Raw genomic sequence first — 20,731 nt, 5'->3', positions numbered from 1 at the left:
TGCGCTTGTTTGAAGCTTTTTAAAGGCTTTAACTTTGGCAAAACGCAATTATAGGGTAGAAAAGCTTAAGGGGGGCTGAAAGTATCCATGAGGCGTTAGACAAAGCTAAGCCCTCCCAAAAATTTACCATTTCTACCCACAAATGGGTTAAACTTCAGCAAAAAGGCACAACATGCTGATAATGATTGGGGCGACCCTTTTGGCAGTAGGGGTAACTTTTTACTATATCCTCAAAAAACAGCATCCGATCTTTGTGTTTCTATGTGCCGGTTTGGTATTGTTGCTCGTGGGGCATTACCTCACGGGCACAGCTATTCCAAACACCCCACCGGCGCATAGCTTCGGGCAGCTTCTCTTAAACGCTTTCGCCTTCATCGCCTTCACCTTTAAAAAGCAGTTGGGCGGTGTGGGGCTCATCATCATGAGCGTGGCAGGTTTTGCTGCCTACATGAAGCATATACACGCCTCTGCCAAACTCGCCTACCTAAGCAACCGCCCCCTTGGCAAAATCCGCAATAAATATTTAGTCTTAAGCGGGACTTTTGTCGTGGGTATGGGTTTAAAAATTGTGATCTCTAGTTATACCGGGCTTTTGCTCTTGCTCTTAGCGTGCATTTATCCCGTACTACTTGCGTTAAAGATCCGCCCCGTTACCGCCGTGTGCGTGTTGTCTTTGATTGCCCTGGATTATGGTCCCAAAGATGGTAATACTATCAACATGGCAGACATGGTGGGGCAAAAGGACAACATCGTGGGGCTTTTCTTGCACCATCAAGTGTGGGTGGTGCTTTCTTACACGATCGTGATCGCCCTTTTGATCCCCTTTTACTTTGCATGGATAGACAAAAACGACTTGGCTAAAAACCGCCTATGCGCCCCCATAGAAAACTTAGAGATCACAAACCCCCCATGCCCAAGTTTTTATATTTTGTTCCCATGGTTTCCCGTGTTCTTGCTTTTTGGGGGGTATTTTATAGGGATCAAATTGGATGTGGTGAGCGCAAATTTCATCAGCATTGCGGTGGTCTTCCTTGTGGAGTTTATCCGCTATAGAGACGCTAAAAGGTTGGGGGCTGGGATGGCGGTGATTTTGCAAGCAATGGGGGAAATTTTCGTGAGCGTGGTGAGCATAATCATCGCTGCAAGCGTCTTTGCCACAGGGCTTAAGAGTTTGGGCGGGATTGCTCTTTTAACCCAAAGTTTGGGGGGCTTGCAAGGGCATGGGGACTTATGGGTTGTGGGGCTTGTGATGACTCTTTTAGCGTTCATGGTCTATGGCTTTGCGGTGGTAATGGGCAGTGGGATTGCCGCCTTTAACGCCTTTGGGCGTTTAGCCCCCGACATCGCCCTGAAAATGGGAGTAGAACCCATTAACTTAGTTTTACCCCTAGAGATCGCCTCTTGTTTGGGGCGAGCTAGCTCGCCCATTGCCGGAGGGATTTTGGCTTTAGCCGGCTTTGCCAAACTCGCCCCCCTAGAGATCATCAAGCGCACTTACCCTTTATTGCTTGTAGGTATGGGGGTGAATTTAGCCGTAAGTATGATGCTGGTGGCTTAAGATTGTGTAAGGAGTATTTGAGGAGGCACTAAATGTGTTTCATGCTAGTTTAAACCCATTTCAAGTAGGGTTAGCCTCGCTGATAACCCCCACTTGGAGTTCGGTCCAAGCCCGCATCCCAATGTGAGGAAGGCGTAAGGGGGGTCGCGCACTGCGCTCCACTTGGTATTCCTATGTCTCGCGCTCGGTCGTTCAAAGAGTGGATAATAGCGACATTGTGTGATTTGTGTTTTCTTTCAGTGCTTAGATAAATTCTTTGAGTTTGTAAAGTCTTGCACTTTTGCTTCTAAGCACCACCAAAATAGCCGTTAAAGCAAAGACTCGGCTCTTTAACATGTTGCAAGGAACCCCCGTCATGAGTATTAAATCTTAATTTTATATTAAACGCTCTGGTAAAATGATTTCAAATACATTTTCACAATGAAACCAAGGACATGTCATCTATGCGTTGCTCACCCGTGCGCCACTAATCCGCCTAGCAAGCTAGGCTTCATCGTTCAACTTGCATGCATCAAGCACTCCACCAGCGTTACTCTGAGTCAGGATCAAACGCTTCACCAAGTTTAAATCCTAAGGCGGTTATGGGGTAGGAAAGCTTAAGGGGGCTTAATCCTCTAGGGTTTTGGAGACATACAGCGGAGAAAAGGTCTGGGCTACGGGCATCACTTCGATGCGGTTGACATTGACATGCGCGGGTTGCTCAAAGATCCACAACACCACATTAGCAATATCTTCAGGACTCACATAGGGCACATGGGCGTATAGCTCCTCTGCTCTTTGTGTATCGCCTTTAAAGCGCACATGGCTAAACTCCGTCCCTCCGCACAATCCGGGCTCCACATTGCTCACACGGATTTTTGTATCGGCTAAATCCGCGCGCAAATTCAGGCTAAACTGCTTGACAAACGCTTTAGTTGCGCCATAGATATTCCCACCCGGATAGGGATAAGTCCCCGCAATCGAGCCAATATTGATAATGTGCCCCTCATTGCGCTCCACCATGGAGGGCAAAACTAGGCGCGTGATACGCACTAAGCCCTTAATATTGGTCTCTATCATGGTCTCCCAATCATCTAAATGCGCACAAAATGCCTTGTCCAGCCCTAAAGCCAAGCCCGCGTTATTCACTAATAAATGAATGGGCTTTTCTTGCAAGATATTTTGAATCCCTGCTTCGAGTGCTTTTTTATCTTGCAGGTCTAAGCATAGAGGTTTAAACTGCGCCGGATACGCCTTTTCTAGCTCTGCTAAACGCTCTTTGCGTCTGCCCAAGCCCACCACAAAATAATTTGCCTTGATAAATGCCAGCACGATCGCTCTGCCAAATCCGGATGTCGCCCCGGTTACTAAGATATTTTTCATACGCACCTCTGTTAGATAATCATAACATAGCGCAAAAAGACCTCGTTTAGACAAATAGGCGCACCGCCCTCAACACCCCCCCTTGACTCTCTCTCTCTCTCGCTAAAATGCACCCCGTATTTTAATTTTTAGGCAAGGAGCAAACATGTTTATCCAAGATTTAAGCGTTGAGCAACAACAAGTGTTCTTGTATTTGGCTAGGAAGGTCATTGAAGCCGATGGGGTGTTGCACGAATTGCAACTAGGCGCGTTGGATACGATTAAAAAACAATGCGAGCATGGCATTAGTGAAAAAGAAGTGCCTTTAAATACCTTAGGTCAACTTTTTACTACCAATTACGCTAAACACGCCGCACTGCTAGAGCTAACCTCTGTGGCTTTGGCGGATAGCCGCTGGCATGACAATGAAAGGGATGTCATCTACTCTTATGCTAAAGAGATGGGGGTATCACCCCAAAAGGTGGATCAGCTCAAGGACTGGGTAGTTAAGAACTTTGCGCTTTACCAAGAAGCGGTTAAGATGTTGGATTAGGGGGGCGAAGTGTTTGGAGTTTTAAAAGCCATGGTGGGAATAGCTGGGTCTAAAGTGTCTAAAGATATGGCTGAAGCTCTTGTTAAACAAATCAGAGATGGCAAGAGTGCCAAAGAAAGTTAGGATGACACATGGCAATACTTAAAGTTTTAACAGGTACAGTTGTTGGAGCCGCAGCTTTAGCGGCAATGGCACCCCTTACAGGAATAGGTATTGGCGCAATTCTTGCAGGCGAAGCATTGGGAGCAACGGCAGCTGCTAGTGCCGTTGGTGGAGCTGTGGTGGGGGCTACGAGCGGAGATAAAATGTAGGGAGGAGAAATAGCATGAGTTTTTTAAAATCAATGCATAAGTTGGTTGGAGTGGCACTAGCACCAGCGAAATATGCGGGCGATGTGGCCTCAAGTGTTGTTGCACACATGAAGGATAAAGTGGAGCCTGAAATAGGTAGTGTGGTGAGGGGTTATCTTTATGGTGCTGAACACACAGGGATTTATGTGGGTGGTGGTGACATTATCCACTGGACGCGTCATAGTAAGGTGGAAAGATGTCCCAAAGAGGATTTTAAATCTTGGTCTTCAAGAAGTATTTATGTTTCTTGCAAAGGCACAGAACCCGTAGGTTCTCCCAAAGTTGCTGATTACGCGATTAGCAAAGAGGGACAAGGCGAAAAAGAGAGGGGTGCATACGATCCAACCTCTAATAACTGCCACATGTTTGTGATTGAGTGTTTAACTGGCAAGAAGTGCGAATCTCGCTGGGAAGAACCCAACGAACATTGCAAGCAATACCTAGGTGCGGATGAGTGGCGGGTGTGGAAAGGCACTTGAGCACTTATTAAACACCCACGCCTTAATTTGTGCGTGTGTGATGTAATCAGTGGTAAATTTCACAAAGGGGTAAAAATGGGTATCTTTGACTTAGTAAAGGGGTTCATGGGGGGCGCACAAGCAAACCAAGACACCCCACAGACTATTGAAATTGACGAGGAGATTGCTAGACATGTCAGAGGTAGCGGTGATTCTAAGGCGAGTGATTTTGGCTATTCCTCTTGGATCGCCTATTACAAGAAAATACGCTACCCTAAAAAAGATGAAGACGAACGCAAAAATATAACCCTCCCATGCTGTCAATTTTGGTGTTCCAAAGATGCCGACCGCGGGGCACATGTGAAAATAGAAGAATTGCATGGAGGTAAGTGGTGGATTGTGCCCGTATGCCCTAGCCACAACCCTCGAACTAACGAAGAATTCAATGTCAAAGCGCACACCATAGCCGTGCGGCATCCTAAAAAATAGAGACACATAAGAAACATTGGGATTTTGTAGATGGGCGCGCATGGCTTGCCCCCTTGCCCCCAAATTTTGCTAAAATACCCTTTTTGGAGTGTCCCATGTTTTACTTCCATAACAACCTTTTCACCCCCTACACTTTAGAGCAAGAATTCCCCAAACTCTATAACTTCAAAGACACTAAAGAGCAGGCTAAAGCCGTTCTGGAAAAAATTACAGCCCTCAAACTGCAAAACTTTAAAACCAGCAACGAACACCAGTTTGAAGATGGCTTCATTGCTAAAGTTTTAGAGATTTTGGGCTGGGAATACCTGCGCCAAGAAGAAAAGAGCATTCAGGGCAAATTAGAAAAGCCCGATTTTTTACTCTTTGCTAGCCCAGGGTTAAAACAAGAATACCAAGCCCTAGACAAAGCAGAAAGATACGCCAGTAACGCCTTTTTCAGCGTGATCTGTGAGAGCAAGGCTTACAGCGTCGCCATAGATAATAAGAAAATTACCCACAATCCCCATTACCAACTTTTAGGCTATCTCAATGCACTGCGGCACAATTACGGCTTTTTAACCAATGGGCGAGTGTGGCGTTTCTATGACGCGCGCAAGCCCACTTATAACAAAGTCTTTTTTGAGATCAATTTAGAACGCATCTTGCAGACCCAAAACCTCGATCACTTCCTCTACTTTTACCACCTCTTTAACGCACACAACTTTTTGCCCCAAGAAAATCAAGACCCCCAAATCAGTGCCACACTCCAAGCCAACAATCAAAACAAAGAAGCCATTGAGAAAGATTTACAAGACCTCATCTATGGCACAGAGGGGTATGACTTCTCTTTATTTGAAGACATCGGCAAAGCCCTATACGCACGCAATCCACAAGCCACACTCAAAGAGATTTATCAAAACACCCTCTATTTTCTCTTTAGATTACTTTTTATCGCCTACTTTGAAGACAAGTTTGAGGACACGCTCAAAGAGCACATTTGTTTTAAAGACTATTTGAGCGTCCGCAAATTGCTAAAAATGTTAGGCGATAGAGATAATAGCTATGTGGGTATGGGGCAACTCGAACAACTCTTTACCATCTACAATGAGGGCAATGAGAATTACGCCATGCCCTTGTTTGATGGCGGACTCTTTGAGCCTGAAAAAACCGCCCTTTTTAAAAAGGGCAAGATCATCAGCGACAAACTCTTAAAACAGATTTTAACCCATCTCCTCTACTATGGAGAATCCCAACGCGGTTACGCCACTCTAAGCGTGGTGCATTTGGGGAGCATTTACGAGGGGTTGATGTCCTACTTCTTTGCTTTGGCTGATGAAGAATTGCACTACTGCACCACACCCAAAGGGGAGGGCTATTATGACAATTACGACTACCAAAAAATCCAAAAGCAAGCCAAAAAAACCCAACACTACGCTAAGGGGCAAATTTATCTCAAAAACACCTCCAACTCTAGGAAGTCTAGCGGAAGTTTTTACACCCATGAGGACATCACCAAAAGCTTAGTAGAGCACGCCCTAGCAGGCTTGAATGATGACAATGTCCTAAATTTTAAGATTTTAGATAATGCCTGTGGGAGTGGCGCATTCTTAATAGAAGCCCTCAATCAGGCTAGTCAAAAGGCTTTAGGCTTTGAAACCTTGCGCCCCCTCTTACAAGAGGAGATCAACACCCTAAGCGCGCAAGTGCAAGCCTATAACCCCGCCTATGAAGTCGATGAAGCGGCAATCTTAAAACGCCTGCTTTTAAAGAAAATGATCTATGGGGTAGATGTCAATCCCTTTAGCATCGAGTTAGCCAAACTCTCTTTGTGGATTGATAGCTTTATCTTTGGCACACCTTTAAGCTTTTTAGAACACCATATCAAGTGCGGGAACGCGCTCATAGGTTGCTCTTTAAAAGAATTTGAAGTCTTTTTGGGTGAAAGCGGGAAACTCTTTAATGACAACTTCTTTAAGGAATTTGAAACCCTGAAAACCCTCTTTAGCGATTTGGCTAATATCCCCGATAGCACAAAAGAGGAGATTGGACGCTCTAAAAAACTCTATGGCGAGTTAAAGCCCCATCTAGACCAACTCAATCTCTATTTAAATTTTTACAACACCCATAGAATCATCGCCCACAAAGCAGACCCCACCCTCAAAGAGTTTTGGAGAGAGAAAGCGCAAGGTTTAGAGGGTGTGGGGCTAGAACAATTACACACCCCAGAGTATATAGAAGTCAAAGAGTGCATACAAACCCACGCCAAAGAGTTTAAATTTTTCAACTACGAAATAGAATTCCCTGAAATCGCACAAGGAGCAGGGGGGTTATTTGCCCTGCAACACAACGGCTTTAATGCCATTGTTACTAACCCCCCTTGGGAGAAAACAATCTTTGATGAAAGCGAGTTTTTTAGTGCTTTTAGGAGCAATTACCGCACCTTTAGCCTTGCTGAAAAAACCAAGTTTAAAGAGGAAGCCCTAGCCAAAGACTACATTAAAGAAGAGTTTGACAAACAGCAAGCCCATATCCAAACCACCAACGCCTATTACAAAGCCCATTACCCCAACAGCAGAGGGGCAGGCGATGGCAATCTCTTTAGATTTTTTATCGAGCGCAATTTGAGCCTGCTAGCTCCTAAAGCCAAGCTAGCCTTAGTGATTCCCAGCGCGCTGATGTTAGAGGAGGGGAGTTTACACTTAAGGGCACAGATTTTAAAAGAGCATGCCCTAGAGTTTTTTTACAGCTTTGAAAACCGCCAAGGCATTTTTCCTAGCGTGCATCGTTGTTACAAATTCGCTCTGCTGGGCTTGAGCCAAGAAAAGAGCCAACAACCCATTAAAGCCCTCTTTTACTTAGAAAATGTGAGCGACATTGCCAAGCAAAAACCCCTTTTGATCTCTGCTAAAACTTTGCTAAGCACCCCCAAATGCGCGCTTAAGGAAGTGCGAAACGCCCTAGATTTAGAGATTTTAGATCATTGTGCCGCTCAGTTTTCTAGGCTAAGTGAGGGGTGGTTGGATTTTAGGCAAGAACTCAACATGACAACCGATAAAGACTTGTTTATCCCCCCTAACAAAGTGCAGGGCAAAACCCAAGCAGCTATGCTTTTGCCCCTGCTAGAGGGTAAACATATCCACCAATTCAATGCAGAGTTTGCCCCCCCACGCTATGGCGTGGAAGCAGAGGCACTCCAAGAGAGACTTAAAAGCAGAGAGCGTCATCGCGCCAAAAAGGGAGGCTACAGCGGGGCGATTGCCTATGAGTATCAATATTGGAGGCTGGGGTATCGTGGGATTGCCAGAGATACCGATGAGCGAAGCCTCATTGTGAGTTTGATTCCTAGAAATTATAGCGTGGGTAATAGTATTTATGTAAGTGTGCCTAAATTTTACACCCCAAAAGGTATATTAGAAGTGCCTCCCTTACAAACTCTCTTTGCTTTAGGGCTATTAAATTCTTTGGTGGTGGATTTTTACTTACGCCTGCATACCCAAATGAATATCAATAAAATTTACCTCTATCAACTCCCCCTCCCCCAGCCCAGCACTCAAGAGATCGCTAGCAACCCCCTTTACTTGGCTATCGCTAAATCTGCCCTAGAATGCCAGCTTTATTACGATTCAGCTAACCACTTCAGTGAGCTAAAAACTCTCTTTACAACCCCTTTAGACATCCCCAAAACCCAAAAGCTTTTAAACACCAAACGCGCGCAGTTAGACATTCTCATCGCCCGTGATATTTACGCCCTAAGCCGTGAGCAATTCTTGCACCTACTAGACTCCTTTATAGTCTTAGCCAAAAAACAACCCGACTTTGTGGTGTTGCTAAAAGACTTGTGGGAAGAATAAAGCCCATGAACTTAAACGCTCTCATAGGGCCAAGGCATCGCTAAAATGTGCGCTAGTTACGCATTTTGCGTAAAATAAAGTTGAGGAGATCGTAGCTGTCTAGGGATACCGTAAAATAGACCTGATAGGAATTTTGAACCGTGGCATAGTCGCTCATGGTGTTATAAACAAATTGGGTTTTGATACTCGCAAAAGCACTTCTGAATTCGTAATAGATGTCCAGACGATTGTAAAGCGGAGCTTGGAAGAAAGGCACCCCTCTGTAAATGGGGGTGGGGCAGTAGTCTTTAGAGCAAATGAGATCCACATTGGCGTATTTGCTATAGTAGAAATCCTCCCCATGTTTGCTTACAAAGAACAGATTACTCACTCCAAAGCCTTTGAATTGCACATGACTTTCTACAAATAACCCCGTGCTGACTTTAAAAGGCTCTTGCATCCCAATACGGCGCAAACGCTCCAAATTACCCAATACACCCGTTGAGAAATTAAGGCGTTCCATGAAGGGGGCTGCATTGAGCAGATCAGTTTTGACATAAGCTTGGTAGTAGAGTCGATCTAAGAGATAGTTTAGACCCGTCCTAATCCCACTGATAGGGTGAGGCCAGTTGAGAAGATACTGATCTTCAACATGGAAATACTCGGCATTCCCCCCCAATTTGAAAAACCCCTTGAGGGTGGAGAGTTCACTAGCCCCCATGAAACTAAAACGATCCATACCATTGCCCAGTGTATTCCTGCCATACTTACAGGTGTAGCAATTTCCTCCAAACCAATCTAGCAAAAACTCCGCCTCTATATGGGTGTTTTTGTAGGGGTCGCTTGGGGGTTTGTATTGCACTAAAAAGCCTCGTGCATTGGGGTCTGAGAACCAATAATAAGGGGCAAAGACATTCAAGGGGTAATGCCCGATCAAATATTTTCTAGGGAAAATACCCCCATAGAAGTTGAACGACCTAGCGCGGGCTTGGTAGTAAATGGTGGGGCCCCACTTACTGGGGAAATTCATCTGATAAGTATGGATATTTTGAAACAAAAATGCCCCGACCATCACTTTCTGCTCTACAGAACCTAGATCAAAGGCAAAACCAATTTCAGGGGTTAAACGGGTGCTTAAGGTGGTGTTGGTATTGGGCCAGTAGCTTGTAGAACCCTCATGATCCATAATGAAAAGATGAAGACCCAAGTCATAGCGCATATAGTCTTTAAAACTTTTGGCATGAGAGAGGGTCACCATACACAATAGCCATAACAGGGTTCTTGCAGACCTACAAAGCTCCATCAAACCCCGCCACAGAGATTAGAAAATCAAAGCTCTTCATACTTTAGGCTTGTGGGCCTGCAGGAGACATGACAAGATTAAACGAGACCATGCCCCATTATCTACCATCACGCACAAACACCTGTTACAAGCTCTTAGGTACTTGCACATCATCGTAGTCGAGTGCTTCTTCAAAGACTTTCTTGACTCCATGCATGATCTTTTGAATCGTCTTGTCATCCAAGACCTCAATATCATTCAGCAATCGTTGCAGGCGCGCAGAGTCGTAATCATTGACTCGCACAAGCATGAATACTTCATGGTTGTTGGGATTAATGTATTCGCCCAGTTGTACTTCTTTCCCCAAACTTGCTGCAATGGCTTGGGTAATCATCTTAAAAATCTCGCTGTCAAAGGGCTTTTGTTCTGCGTTTTGGGCTGCAGTATAGACCTTCTTAATTTTATCAGCAATGTGGATTGCCACACGAAACCTAGCCCGCTCCCTAGCGATTCGCTCCGAGCGTTCGACCTGCCCATTGATCACATGCGAGCTGTCAATTCCCTGAGTCACATACATGCTCCGATCTTGGACCATCCACATGGGCATGTTTTGTAAAAAAACTTGTTTTTTGTGCTTAGGCGCACATGCTCCTAGTGCAAATGCAAACACCAGCACCAATGTAGTGGCTTTCAAAGTCATGACACGCCCGCTTATTTCTCTTAAACCAAAGAACCCTTAACTTCATTGACCCACGCGTCAATGCGCCCATCGGTTAAATCATCTTGATTATCTTCATCTAACACCAAACCGACAAACTTACCCCCCTCTACAGACTTAGAGCTCTCAAAATTATAGCCATCTGTTGAGGTGAAGCCCACGACCTTACCCGCTTTAGCTTTTTCATAGAGGTGGAAAATTCCCTCTGCAAAAGTTTCGGAATAGGTGTCTTGATCGCCTAGACCTACGAGTGCAACCGTCTTGCTAGCAAAATCTGCTTCGCTCAGAGTGCCTAAAAAATCTTCCCAATCGCTCTGTAAATCCCCTGCACCTGCTGTAGGAGCCACCAAAACTACAGAGCTAAAGCTATCAAAATCCGCCTTAGAGGCTTTGGCTACATCAAAGACTTTAGCCCCGCCCAATTTTTCAGAAAGCTTATTGCTAATCGTTTCAGAATTCCCGCTATCTGTGCCGTAAAAAATTCCAACTGCCATTACATATCCTTTAGCAAAATTTTAGCATCGAGTGCTACTTCCATTGTAGCCAAGTTTAAAGAAAATAGCAAGTTAACCTAGTGCCCACCGCCCTCCTTAGAAAAATCGTTATGGGTTTGGGCATCACTTTCCAGAGCCACTTCATCAAAGATTTTTTTAACTCCCAACTTAATCTGCTTAATCGTTTCCATATCAAGCGCACTAATCTCAAGTAGGCCCTTTTCCAGACGCTCGGCACTATAGCTTTTAACACCTACAAGCATAAACACCTCATGGTTGTTGGGGTTAATATATTCGCCCAATTGCACTTCCTTATCTAGGCTAGTGGCAATGGCCTGAGTAATTTCTTTGAAAATCTCATCGTCATAGGGTTTTTGTTTGGCATTCTGCGTAGCGATGTAAATATCCCTAATTTTGTTGGCAATGTGGATTGCCACACGAAACCTAGCCCGCTCTCTGGCGATTCCCTCAGAGCGTTCGACCTGCCCATTGATCACATGCGAGCTGTCAATTCCCTGAGTCACATACATGCTCCGATCTTGGACCATCCACATGGGCATGTTTTGTAAAAAAACTTGCTTGTTGGGTGTAGAGGTGCACGCCCCCAAAATGAGCGCGCCCACCAGTACCAAAGTAGTACGCCTAGGCATAAGTTTCCTTCGAGTTTATTTAGATTGTAGCGTATTTTGGTGGGGATATTAATAACAATTGGCTGAAAGCTTGAAAGGATTCTTGCGATAGGGGTAATTATCAATGCTCCAGTTGAATGTGTATTCTTGTTGGCGCACCAGAGGGGTGTGAAAGACCTTAATATAGCTCTTTGCAAAGAGCAAGTGAGAGAGTATTTCTTGAACCTTATTGTGAAAAGGATTGAGCACATCTAGGCGCAACACGCATCGTTTCATATCCAGCCTTCCTTCATTTTTAATCTTGACCTGTGCGACAAAGGCATCGGTATAGACCAATGCAGCCGCGTGCTCAATAGTCGTTTGAATTTTATAAAACTGCTCCTCTGTGGCATAGTGCACCCCAAAGGGGGCACCAAAGAGGGCAATGAAAGAGAGAACATGGCAGAGAGCAGAGAGTACTCCCTTGAAGACAATTCCCATAGAAAATAAAATGATAAAGAGTGCGTAATGTCCCCCAAAAATCCAAAGTGCCAGGGGGCTGGTTTGATCCCAAAAGTAATGGAGAATTTCAAATAGATGCTCTAAAATGGGCTGCAGTGCGCTCATTATTTATGCGGGCTCTGTGTGGCTAAGGCTTTGGGTTTGCTCTTGGTGTCTAGCCAAATATTGGGCACAGCACCCCCGGGAGTGAGTAAGATTTGGGCATTTTGGTTAGCCTTCAGAGCTTCGTTAAACTGCCCCTGCACCTCAATTTGGCGTAGATTCAAGAGTTTATCCGTCAGGCTTTGGGCAATGCTCAAATTAGCCGCAGACTTGGCTTTAGCTTCGATCACAATTGCATCAGCCACCCCTTGGGCTTTAATGCGGTTGGCATCCGCCTCCCCCTTGGCTAAAGCCGCGAGTTTTTGGGCTTCTTGCTTGGCCTTTTCCACTTCATACTTCACCCGTTCGGATTCTTGACGGGCGATCTGTACTTTTTCGATCTGCTCTTTGATCTTGACGGGCAAGACGATTTCTCTTAATTGAATTGAGCTAAGTTCCACAGGCGCATTGGGCAGTTTAGACACTTCCTTATTGATGTCTGTATTGATAAGCGCAGCGATCTCATTGCGCTTGATGGGCAGATCTTCAGCTGGATAACGCCCCACTACTGAGCGCACCACATCACGCACCACCGGGTTAATGATTTTTTGCTCCCAACTCAAGCCATAGGTAGCAATGGTTTGGGGAGTTGTTTGGGCGTTCAGGCGATACTGCACGGTGAGCTCAATAGAAACCGTCAAACCCCTAGAATCCATCACATTGATTGCATCGTTTCTAAAAATCCCCTGATTCTTGCCCACAATACCCATGTCTTCGGTGCGGGAGAAATTGATTGTGCGCACGCGTGTGTCAATCACCAGAATATCCTGCACAATGGGCACAAAAAAATGGATACCCGGTTGCAGAGGCAGAGGGTCGTATTTTCCAGCTGTCACTTTAATCCCAATCTCGCCCGATTGGATCACCATAAAAGGTTTAGCCAAAATAAACAACACCAACACAATCAAGAGAATCACAAAACTAGTAAACCTCTTGGACTGAAAGAAGTTAGGAGGAATGGTCGGTTTAAAGGGCGGAGGATTCCTGCTAGGCTGATCGGAATTCTTGGGAGTTTCTGGTCGTGGATTAGATTGCTTGTTCTTGAGATGCTCGTTGAGATCAATGGGCATGGCTATCCTTGCATATTTAGAGGACTTAAAGAGTGGTTCATCTGTTACCTTTGTCTATACCCTTGTCGTGGGGGTCTATGGGATCGCGAAGTGGAACGGGTATGTTTGTAAGGTTTTTTAGAAGGAGTAGAGGGACGCTCTAAAGCCTCCTGATCTAAAGAGATTTTTTGACTTTTGAATTGTAAGCTCAAGAGCTTTAAGGTCAGTTGGGCGGGCTCAAACTGCTCCATGAGTCGCTCATATAAACTCACCACTTCTTCATCAACTTCTACTTTAGAGAGGGAGCGCACTAAACGATCCTCATCCATATTAGGAATTTCATATAGCTGTATACTAGAGCCAATCTCCTTTTGCATGCGCAAAAGCTCTTTATATTCTAGGGGGGTTACTAAAGTGATCGCAATCCCCTTCTTGCCCGCGCGCCCTGTGCGTCCAATGCGATGGATATAGCTCTCTGTGTTCAGGGGTAAATGGTAGTTAAACACATGGCTGACATCGCTAATATCCAGCCCCCGACTGGCCACATCGGTAGCCACCAGCACATCGGCGCGCTTAGACTTAAAAGCCTTGATAGATTCTTGACGCGCGCGCTGCTCCATATCCCCATGTAGAGGCGTGGTTTTATACCCCCTCTCCACTAAAAACTGATGCAATTCGTCCACCTCGCGTTTCATGCGCATAAAAATAATGCTCTTGCTGTGGTTTTCCTTATCAAGCAAGCGCATGATTGCCTCGTTGCGCTCGTGTTCGTTGATCACATAAAAGCGTTGTGAAATGTCGGCATTAGTTACATGGCTGGGCGCGATGTGAATAAAGGCGGGGTCTTGTAAAATCTTGGTGGCCAATTCTTTAATGGGAGGAGGCATGGTGGCTGAAAAGAGTAGAATCTGCGCCTCTTGGGGCAGGTAGTCAAAAATCTCCTCAATGTCATCTAAGAAGCCCATGTCCAACATTTCATCGCTCTCATCGAGCACGACCACTTTAGGCGCGAAGTTTTTCAATCGCTTGTGTTTGAGATGATCTAAAAGGCGCCCGGGGGTGGCGATCATCACTTGGGGTTTTCTCTCTAAAAGCTCACATTGTTTGCGGATACTTTGCCCACCATAGACGCAAATGGTGCGGGTACGCGAACTTTTTCCCAAGCGGAAAATCTCATCGCTAATTTGCATCGCTAACTCGCGCGTGGGCGTGATGATGAGAGCTTCGACACTTTGGTCATTTTTGAGATTATGAATAATTGGCAAAGCAAAGGCGGCGGTTTTACCCGTACCCGTCTGGGCTTGGGCGATCACATCCTTACCCTGCAAAATGATGGGGATGGCCTTTTCTTGGATTGGGCTGGGTTGCACGAAACCCGCCTCAGCAACGGATTTTAAAACCCTGGGGTGCAAGCCCAAATCTTTAAAACTTGCAACAAAATTCTCGGGTGTGTTAGCATTTTCTACACTTTGTGTTGGCATGAATATCAGACAACCTTTTTGGTGGGGTTTAGTTTCGGAGGATAATCCTAAAGCAATTCACGCTATTATATCAGAAAAATCTTAGGATCGCCCATGCTAGAGGATGCCCTGTTATCTGTTTTCGATCAAACCCCCTTGATTGCGTCTTTTCTAGCCGGGCTCTTAGCTTTCTTAAGTCCTTGTGTCCTTCCCTTGATTCCAGCCTATCTTTCCTACATTAGCCAAACCTCCCTAGAAGAGATCAAGAGTGGGCGCGCAGATCGCTTGGGGGTCTTGCTTAAGGCAGGGCTGTTTGTGCTGGGCTTTGGCATTGTCTTTTGGATCTTGGGTGCGTCTATGGCGCGCATTTTACATAATTTCTTTGGGAATATGTGGGTGCGTGTAATTGCTGGGGGGGTAGTGGTGCTCTTTGGCTTGCACTTTTTAGGGGTGTTGCGTTGGAATTTTCTCTACCGCACTAAGGCACTTAATCTCAACATGACAGCCCAAAAAGGTATCTTGCGCCACTTTCTACCAGTCGTGTTGGGTATGGGCTTTGCGCTGGGCTGGACTCCTTGCATTGGACCCATCTTTACGAGCATTGTGTTGTTGAGTGGGAGCGAACAAGCTTACGGCTTAACGCTTTTAGGGGTCTTCATTGCTGGGTTTGCTATTCCCTGGCTCATCGTGGCTTTGGCACTCAATAAAGCATTGAACTTGCTTAAAAGTGTTAAACGCCACATGCGCGCCATTGAAATAGGTTCTGGGACAATTCTATTACTCATGGGCATTTTGATCATGAGTGGTCAAATGGAATCTTTGGGGGCATGGTTAAGCTAAGGAGATGGCTGTGTTATTGAAAAATGCTAGATTGATGGGGGAGTCTTGTATGTGTGTGCGCGTTGTGGAGGGAATCATCACAGAAATTAGCGCACATTTAGAACCACGTGCTCATGAGGAAGTGTTGGATTGCGAGTCTAAAGCCCTATTGCCTAGTGCGATTGATTTGGGGGTATTTTTACACAATCTCAACAGGCATACCTACATACACTTGAAAGCGCAGGCACGCATGGGGGGGGTGGGCTCTTTAATGGGTGTGCCCCTGGCTCCGCTTTATTCTCTCAAAGAAGCGGATATGGAACCCTTAGAATTCGTGCAAGAATACAGCGACACCGCCTTTAGCCCCCTAGATTATGGTGCAGCACAAGAAGCGATCGCCTGTGGTGATATTATCTGTTTACACCCCCTAGATAGTCATCAACGCTTACAAGACCTCGCTCTCTTGCGCGCCTCCCTGCCCACCTCTATTAAAACGTGTTTGTATCTCTACAACTTAGAGGGGCAAAAGCTCCTCCCGGTGCTGGATTATGCGCGCATGCTTGATTTCAAGCTGGTATGTGGTGTGCGGGGCTATGAGGGGCGTTTTAGCATAGGCATCATGGATGAAACTCCTCTTGCCTATACTCTGGGTTTGCCTAGCGTGAGTCCGCTCATCCAAATTAAAGAAGTGGGTAAGGTCGCCGCGTTGGCCTTACACACCCACTTAGATGTGCTCTTGGATAGTGTGGTAGAGCCAGATGCCTTTAAGATCATCGCTGCTACGCGCACTCTAGGCGCGCCCTTATGGGTGCAAACCCCCCTACATCACCTCATCTTAGATCAAGATATCTACCAGCACTACGACTCGCGCACCAAAATTTTACCTCCCCTCAAAGACAGAGCCAAACAGGCGTATCTGCGTACCCTACTAGCTCAAGAGATCGACATACTCACCAGCCTACACTACACCCACCCACTGAGTTTGCATATTTTTGAAGATGCGCCCTTTGGCATGCATAGTATCGATGCCTTCTTTTCCTTAGCATACACACATTTAGTCAAAGGCAGATGTATTAGTTTGAAAAGATTAGTAGAGCTCATCGCCACCAATCCCGCGCGCTTTTTGGGGCTCAATTGCGGGGTGGTGGAGGTGGGCAAAGAGGCGCGCCTCATGCTGGTAGACTTAGAGGGCAAAAGCCAAGTGGATAACCCAGCAAGCATTTATCACCAACAGGTTTTAGACGCACGCATAGAGTGGATCATGCAAAGTGGTAAGGTAATGCGCTTATGAAAGATGCGCTCAAAATCATCGGCGCGAGCACGCTTATTCCCTGCGATGCCTCTTGTGGAGTGCTAGAAGAAGGAGGGGTAGCGATCTCTAAGGGGCAGATCGTAGAAGTGGGCAAGCTCGCAGACTTGAAGCACCATTACCCTAGCGCTTCCTTAGATTTTTATAAACATGGGTTGCTCATGCCCGCGCTCATCAACCCCCATATTCATTTTGAATTTTCTGCCCACAGAGATACCTTTGTCTATGGTAAGGGGTTTGAGGGGTGGCTGGCTAGTGTTATGCAAAAGCGCGAGTCTATCTTTGCAAACGCCCAAAGACATATCCAGCGTGCTATCCACACGCAATTACAGAACGGGGTGGGCAGTGTGGGAGCAATTAGCAGTTATGGACTGGAGCGCGAGATTTTAGCGCACTCAGATTTGAGGGTAGTTTTCTTCGATGAGCTCATCGGGAGCGCGCCCCACGCTTTAGAGCAAAATTTTAAAGATTTCCAACACCGCCACACTTTGAGTTTGCAATATAAAAGCCCTACATTCACTCCTGCTATTGCCATTCACTCCCCCTATTCGGTGCATAAAGAACTCGCAAGACGCGTTTTAGAGATGGCCGATACCCATACCCCTATTTCAACGCATTTTCTGGAATCTCTAGCCGAATTAGAGTGGTTGGAGCACAAACAGGGCTGGTTTGGGCATTTTTTTCAAGAGTTTTTAGGGGTGACTAACCCTGTGCCTGGTTTTGAAGGAGTAGAAGATTTTTTAAATCTCTTTGCCAAAAAACATCTCTTGCTGGTGCACGCCCTCTTTGCCCAACCAAAGCACCTTGAGTATGCCAAAACCATCAGCGCGCAAACCCATATCATCACCTGCCCTAGATCGAATCGCCTCCTGAGTGGGCAATTATTAGACCCCGCACGCGTGCAGGAATGCAATTTACCCTATGCCTTAGCCACCGATGGAAATAGCTCTAACCTAGATGTCAACCTTTTAGAGGAATTGCGCCATGCTCTCTTTGCTCTACCTGGTGATTTGGAACGCAACGCCCAAGATTTATTGCTGGGTTGCACCGCGCGCGCCAGTGAGGCTCTAGGCTTGAATAGTGGATGCTTGCAAGTGGGCAAAGACGCAGATCTAGCCATCTTTAGTTGCAAAAGAGCACACACACCCCTGGATATTCTCTTAAAGCTCACCCAAGCCAAAAAAGTGCGCGCACTCTACATTCAAGGCAAGCGTGTCCTGCCACCAGCCCCATAAAGCTGGTAGGGGCTAGTATTCTGCTGTATCTAGCGCATTTGATAACTAAAAGCTTGGACTAAGGCCTGACTGGTGGACTTGAGGACACGATCGACCAGCACTTCCCATTTGTCTTTTTGAAGCCAAATAGGTTCTTTCACGCCGCTTAAGCTTTGCAATTCTGCAACTGCTTGGTCATAGGTACCGATCTCATCAATGAGCTTGAGCTCTAAGGCTTGCCGCGCGCTAAAAATCTTGCCCTCCGCAAAAGTGGAGGCATCTTTAAGATCGAGTTTGCGTGCTTTTGCCACATCGTTGACAAACATTTGGTACTGTGCCTCTAGCAGATTGTTTAGATACTGTTTCTCTTTGTCTGTCCACGCGCGCGTAAAGGTGCCTACCTCTTTGTATTGCCCCTTTGCAATTCCCTGGGTTTTGATGCCTAGCTTATCCATCAGGACCGACACATCCATGCCCTCAAAGATCACCCCAATAGACCCCACAAGCGCGCCTCGATTAGCATACACTCTATGCGCCATCATGCCTGCGTAGTAGCTTCCACTAGCCATGACACCGCGCACATACGCTACAACAGGGATTTCTTTATTCAGTTCGGCGATGAGGTCACTGAGCTCCACACTTGCGCTAATGCTCCCTCCAGGGGAATCGATCACCAACAAGACCCCTTTGATACTGGGCATTTTTAAAATATCCTGAATCCGCTCTTGAAAACTTTCACTTTCAAAAATAGGCCCATAAATATGGAGAGTGGCTAGATTAGGGGGGAATTGCGTTTCATGCTTGCTTCCAAAAAACAGAAAGGCAAGAAGACAAAGGAACACTAGACTTTTAAAATACCTCGTGATGAAATCTAGGGGGACGGTGATAATTTTGAAAATCTTGCTCAAGAGCACTCCTTAGTTTGTTTTGAAAACATGCTATAGTAGCAAAAAAGAAGCTATATGGCGTGCAAATTTTGTCCTAAGTTCAAGCTTTCGGATTTGCTGTTTGTATTCGTCGCGGGTGTAGCGTTTTATGGGGTTTATAGTTACCAAATGCGCCAGGTGGAAAAAGAAACAGATGCCAAGCGCACGAGAGCTTTTGAACAACTCCAACGCGCCTGCGTGTTTGATCACGATAAGAATGCCTGCCAACAGGTTTTTGCTAAACCACCTTCTTGATTTTCTGCTAAGGTTAGCATGATGCTCCCACAAATTTCGCCTTTAGTCTTTGTGTCTTCTTTACGCTTCTTAGGGCTTTTCATTGTTCTACCTGTCATTTCCCTTTATGCGGCAAGTTTCCAAGCCAGCGGGTTGGTGATGGGGCTTGCGGTGGGGGGTGCGTATTTAACCCAAATTCTTTTCCAAACCCCCATTGGTGCTCTGAGCGACAAATATAGCCGTAAAAGTGTGGTTTTATGGTGTCTAGGTATTTTTACATTGGGGTCTGTCATTTGTTTTTTTGCCCACACTATTATGTGGCTAGTAGTGGGGCGTTTGGTGCAAGGAGTGGGGGCAATGGGCGGGGTGTTGAGTGCGATGGTGGCAGATGCTGTGCCCGAGGAAAAACGCACCCATGCCATGGCTTTGATGGGCGGTGGAATTTTTTTGAGCTTCACAGCAGCAATGGTCATCGGACCAAGTATGGGGATGGCCTTTGGAGTGCGTTGGCTTTTCATGCTAACGGCTTTGTTAAGTCTGATCTCTATGGCACTCATGCTCAAAGTTCCAGAAACCCCCAAGATTCTCTACGCCTTGAAAGAAAAACCCACAATCCGCGCTGCATTGGAAAACAAAGATATTCTGATCATCAACAGCTGTTCTTTCTTTGAAAAATGTTTAATGACCTTAATCTTTGTACTAATTCCCCTAGCCATTGTGCACGAGTTCAAGATGGACAAGGGTGTACTCTGGAAAATTTACACAGCAGGGGCGCTGCTGGGTATGGTGAGCATGGCACCTGCAGCCATTATTGCCGAGAAATTTGGCAAAGCCAAAGCCGTGCTTTTAGTCGGCGTGTGCATGTTTTTAATCGCCTATGCCTGTCTAGCTTATGCCGATCATAATATACAATCCCCCACTGCCTGGCTCTTTATCACTGGAATCATGGTTTTCTTTGCGGGTTTTGGCACGCTAGAACCCATCATGCAATCCCTGGCGAGTAAATTTGCCAAAGCCCACCAGCGTGGACTGGTGCTGGGTATGTTTGTTACCTATGGCTACACGGGTTCTTTTGTAGGCGGCCTCCTAGGGGGAATAGGCTACACGCACTTGGGAGTCAAAACATCGGCGTGCATTGTAGTGGGGGTTTGTGCGGTGTGGATTGTCTTGGTACTCTGCATGAACAATCCTAACAAACAGAAAAATGTCTACTTCCCCTTAGATGCTTTTGAGCGTGCCCGCTTTAGCAATTTAGAAGAAATTCCCGGGATCATTGAATGGTATGTCAACGAAAGTCAAAACACCATTATTGTCAAATACGATGCTTCTTCACTCAGTGAAGAACAGATTATTCAATACTCTAAAGCGTTTAGAAAACCTTACTCCACTTAAAAAGG

General features: G+C 45.9%; 20 protein-coding genes. 11 read left to right on the top strand and 9 right to left on the bottom strand.

Going from position 1 to position 20,731, the window contains the following annotated elements; all coding sequences use genetic code 11:
• Positions 1-172: 172 nt before the first annotated feature.
• Entirely contained in the window at positions 173-1,558 is a 1,386-nt protein-coding gene (gene dcuC / locus KCO92_RS03810; RefSeq protein ID WP_104695476.1) for a C4-dicarboxylate transporter DcuC, read from the top strand.
• Positions 1,559-2,164: 606 nt separating this feature from the next.
• Here dcuC and KCO92_RS03805 read toward each other — a convergent pair.
• Positions 2,165-2,920: an SDR family NAD(P)-dependent oxidoreductase gene (locus tag KCO92_RS03805; protein WP_104695480.1), complete on the bottom strand. Its 756-nt coding sequence runs from the start codon at positions 2,918-2,920 to the stop codon at positions 2,165-2,167.
• Between the two features lie 145 nt (positions 2,921-3,065).
• Between KCO92_RS03805 and KCO92_RS03800 the strand changes: the two genes are divergently transcribed.
• From KCO92_RS03800 to KCO92_RS03780, 5 genes are all read left to right on the top strand, one after another.
• Entirely contained in the window at positions 3,066-3,452 is a 387-nt protein-coding gene (locus KCO92_RS03800; protein ID WP_104695475.1) for a molecular chaperone DnaJ, read from the top strand.
• Positions 3,453-3,583: 131 nt separating this feature from the next.
• Positions 3,584-3,763 (top strand): hypothetical protein, encoded by a 180-nt coding sequence (locus KCO92_RS03795; protein ID WP_104695474.1) that lies wholly within the window; start codon positions 3,584-3,586, stop codon positions 3,761-3,763.
• Between the two features lie 14 nt (positions 3,764-3,777).
• A complete protein-coding gene (locus KCO92_RS03790; RefSeq protein ID WP_104695473.1) occupies positions 3,778-4,281 on the top strand; it encodes a lecithin retinol acyltransferase family protein in 504 nt (167 codons plus the stop codon).
• Between the two features lie 75 nt (positions 4,282-4,356).
• Complete coding sequence (locus KCO92_RS03785) at positions 4,357-4,749, top strand: hypothetical protein (protein WP_104695472.1); 393 nt, start codon at positions 4,357-4,359, stop codon at positions 4,747-4,749.
• Positions 4,750-4,844: 95 nt separating this feature from the next.
• Entirely contained in the window at positions 4,845-8,579 is a 3,735-nt protein-coding gene (locus tag KCO92_RS03780; RefSeq protein WP_104695471.1) for an Eco57I restriction-modification methylase domain-containing protein, read from the top strand.
• 52 nt (positions 8,580-8,631) lie between these two features.
• Here the strand turns inward: KCO92_RS03780 and KCO92_RS03775 are convergent, their stop codons facing one another.
• From KCO92_RS03775 to KCO92_RS03745, 7 genes are all read right to left on the bottom strand, one after another.
• Positions 8,632-9,816 carry a hypothetical protein gene (locus KCO92_RS03775; protein ID WP_233709711.1) on the bottom strand — a complete coding sequence of 395 codons (1,185 nt, stop codon included), beginning with the start codon at positions 9,814-9,816 and terminating at the stop codon, positions 8,632-8,634.
• Between the two features lie 169 nt (positions 9,817-9,985).
• Positions 9,986-10,540, bottom strand: a complete 555-nt coding sequence (locus KCO92_RS03770) for a hypothetical protein (RefSeq protein WP_104695469.1) — start codon at positions 10,538-10,540, stop codon at positions 9,986-9,988.
• Between the two features lie 20 nt (positions 10,541-10,560).
• Positions 10,561-11,052: a flavodoxin gene (locus KCO92_RS03765; RefSeq protein ID WP_104695468.1), complete on the bottom strand. Its 492-nt coding sequence runs from the start codon at positions 11,050-11,052 to the stop codon at positions 10,561-10,563.
• Between the two features lie 77 nt (positions 11,053-11,129).
• On the bottom strand, positions 11,130-11,702 hold the full coding sequence (locus KCO92_RS03760) for a hypothetical protein (protein ID WP_104695467.1): 573 nt from the start codon (positions 11,700-11,702) through the stop codon (positions 11,130-11,132).
• 48 nt (positions 11,703-11,750) lie between these two features.
• Positions 11,751-12,287, bottom strand: a complete 537-nt coding sequence (locus KCO92_RS03755) for a DUF2393 family protein (protein WP_104695466.1) — start codon at positions 12,285-12,287, stop codon at positions 11,751-11,753.
• Positions 12,287-13,393, bottom strand: a complete 1,107-nt coding sequence (locus tag KCO92_RS03750; RefSeq protein WP_104695465.1) for an SPFH domain-containing protein — start codon at positions 13,391-13,393, stop codon at positions 12,287-12,289. Before KCO92_RS03750 ends, KCO92_RS03755 begins: the two co-directional genes overlap by 1 nt.
• Positions 13,394-13,437: 44 nt before the next feature.
• Entirely contained in the window at positions 13,438-14,853 is a 1,416-nt protein-coding gene (locus KCO92_RS03745) for a DEAD/DEAH box helicase (protein WP_104695464.1), read from the bottom strand.
• A gap of 93 nt (positions 14,854-14,946) precedes the next feature.
• On the opposite strand from KCO92_RS03745, the gene KCO92_RS03740 reads away from it, so the two are divergent.
• From KCO92_RS03740 to mqnF, 3 genes are read left to right on the top strand one after another with little or no spacing between them, the layout of a single operon-like run.
• Positions 14,947-15,672 (top strand): cytochrome c biogenesis protein CcdA, encoded by a 726-nt coding sequence (locus KCO92_RS03740; protein ID WP_104695463.1) that lies wholly within the window; start codon positions 14,947-14,949, stop codon positions 15,670-15,672.
• Positions 15,673-15,676: 4 nt separating this feature from the next.
• On the top strand, positions 15,677-16,942 hold the full coding sequence (locus KCO92_RS03735; RefSeq protein WP_233710457.1) for an amidohydrolase family protein: 1,266 nt from the start codon (positions 15,677-15,679) through the stop codon (positions 16,940-16,942).
• On the top strand, positions 16,939-18,195 hold the full coding sequence (gene mqnF / locus KCO92_RS03730; RefSeq protein ID WP_104695461.1) for an aminofutalosine deaminase family hydrolase: 1,257 nt from the start codon (positions 16,939-16,941) through the stop codon (positions 18,193-18,195). Before KCO92_RS03735 ends, mqnF begins: the two co-directional genes overlap by 4 nt.
• A 29-nt stretch (positions 18,196-18,224) precedes the next feature.
• Here mqnF and sppA read toward each other — a convergent pair whose 3' ends face one another.
• Positions 18,225-19,082: a signal peptide peptidase SppA gene (gene sppA / locus KCO92_RS03725; protein ID WP_104695460.1), complete on the bottom strand. Its 858-nt coding sequence runs from the start codon at positions 19,080-19,082 to the stop codon at positions 18,225-18,227.
• A 54-nt stretch (positions 19,083-19,136) separates the two neighbouring features.
• Here sppA and KCO92_RS03720 point away from each other — a divergent pair, with 54 nt between their 5' ends.
• The gene (locus KCO92_RS03720; RefSeq protein WP_104695459.1) at positions 19,137-19,355 is read left to right on the top strand and encodes a hypothetical protein; all 219 of its coding nucleotides are present in this window, start codon (positions 19,137-19,139) and stop codon (positions 19,353-19,355) included.
• Between the two features lie 21 nt (positions 19,356-19,376).
• Entirely contained in the window at positions 19,377-20,726 is a 1,350-nt protein-coding gene (locus tag KCO92_RS03715) for an MFS transporter (protein ID WP_104695458.1), read from the top strand.
• The last annotated feature ends 5 nt before the right edge of the window (positions 20,727-20,731 follow it).

Source organism: Helicobacter salomonis, from assembly GCF_017979425.1.
GTDB classification, from domain to species: domain Bacteria; phylum Campylobacterota; class Campylobacteria; order Campylobacterales; family Helicobacteraceae; genus Helicobacter; species Helicobacter salomonis.
Note: the sequence above shows the minus strand (reverse complement) of the source record. Positions and strands in the feature narration are given on the sequence as shown.

Bases quoted from the DNA above. Each gene is read 5' to 3' on its own strand.
- KCO92_RS03735 (WP_233710457.1), top strand. From the start codon at position 15,677: ATGGCTGTGTTATTGAAAAATGCTAGATTGATGGGGGAGTCTTGTATG.
- dcuC (WP_104695476.1), top strand. From the start codon at position 173: ATGCTGATAATGATTGGGGCGACCCTTTTGGCAGTAGGGGTAACTTTT.
- KCO92_RS03745 (WP_104695464.1), bottom strand. From the start codon at position 14,853: ATGCCAACACAAAGTGTAGAAAATGCTAACACACCCGAGAATTTTGTT.
- KCO92_RS03780 (WP_104695471.1), top strand. From the start codon at position 4,845: ATGTTTTACTTCCATAACAACCTTTTCACCCCCTACACTTTAGAGCAA.
- KCO92_RS03765 (WP_104695468.1), bottom strand. From the start codon at position 11,052: ATGGCAGTTGGAATTTTTTACGGCACAGATAGCGGGAATTCTGAAACG.
- KCO92_RS03750 (WP_104695465.1), bottom strand. From the start codon at position 13,393: ATGCCCATTGATCTCAACGAGCATCTCAAGAACAAGCAATCTAATCCA.
- KCO92_RS03715 (WP_104695458.1), top strand. From the start codon at position 19,377: ATGCTCCCACAAATTTCGCCTTTAGTCTTTGTGTCTTCTTTACGCTTC.
- KCO92_RS03755 (WP_104695466.1), bottom strand. From the start codon at position 12,287: ATGAGCGCACTGCAGCCCATTTTAGAGCATCTATTTGAAATTCTCCAT.
- KCO92_RS03760 (WP_104695467.1), bottom strand. From the start codon at position 11,702: ATGCCTAGGCGTACTACTTTGGTACTGGTGGGCGCGCTCATTTTGGGG.
- KCO92_RS03800 (WP_104695475.1), top strand. From the start codon at position 3,066: ATGTTTATCCAAGATTTAAGCGTTGAGCAACAACAAGTGTTCTTGTAT.
- KCO92_RS03795 (WP_104695474.1), top strand. From the start codon at position 3,584: ATGGCAATACTTAAAGTTTTAACAGGTACAGTTGTTGGAGCCGCAGCT.
- KCO92_RS03785 (WP_104695472.1), top strand. From the start codon at position 4,357: ATGGGTATCTTTGACTTAGTAAAGGGGTTCATGGGGGGCGCACAAGCA.
- mqnF (WP_104695461.1), top strand. From the start codon at position 16,939: ATGAAAGATGCGCTCAAAATCATCGGCGCGAGCACGCTTATTCCCTGC.
- KCO92_RS03770 (WP_104695469.1), bottom strand. From the start codon at position 10,540: ATGACTTTGAAAGCCACTACATTGGTGCTGGTGTTTGCATTTGCACTA.
- KCO92_RS03790 (WP_104695473.1), top strand. From the start codon at position 3,778: ATGAGTTTTTTAAAATCAATGCATAAGTTGGTTGGAGTGGCACTAGCA.
- KCO92_RS03720 (WP_104695459.1), top strand. From the start codon at position 19,137: ATGGCGTGCAAATTTTGTCCTAAGTTCAAGCTTTCGGATTTGCTGTTT.
- KCO92_RS03805 (WP_104695480.1), bottom strand. From the start codon at position 2,920: ATGAAAAATATCTTAGTAACCGGGGCGACATCCGGATTTGGCAGAGCG.
- KCO92_RS03775 (WP_233709711.1), bottom strand. From the start codon at position 9,816: ATGGTGACCCTCTCTCATGCCAAAAGTTTTAAAGACTATATGCGCTAT.
- KCO92_RS03740 (WP_104695463.1), top strand. From the start codon at position 14,947: ATGCTAGAGGATGCCCTGTTATCTGTTTTCGATCAAACCCCCTTGATT.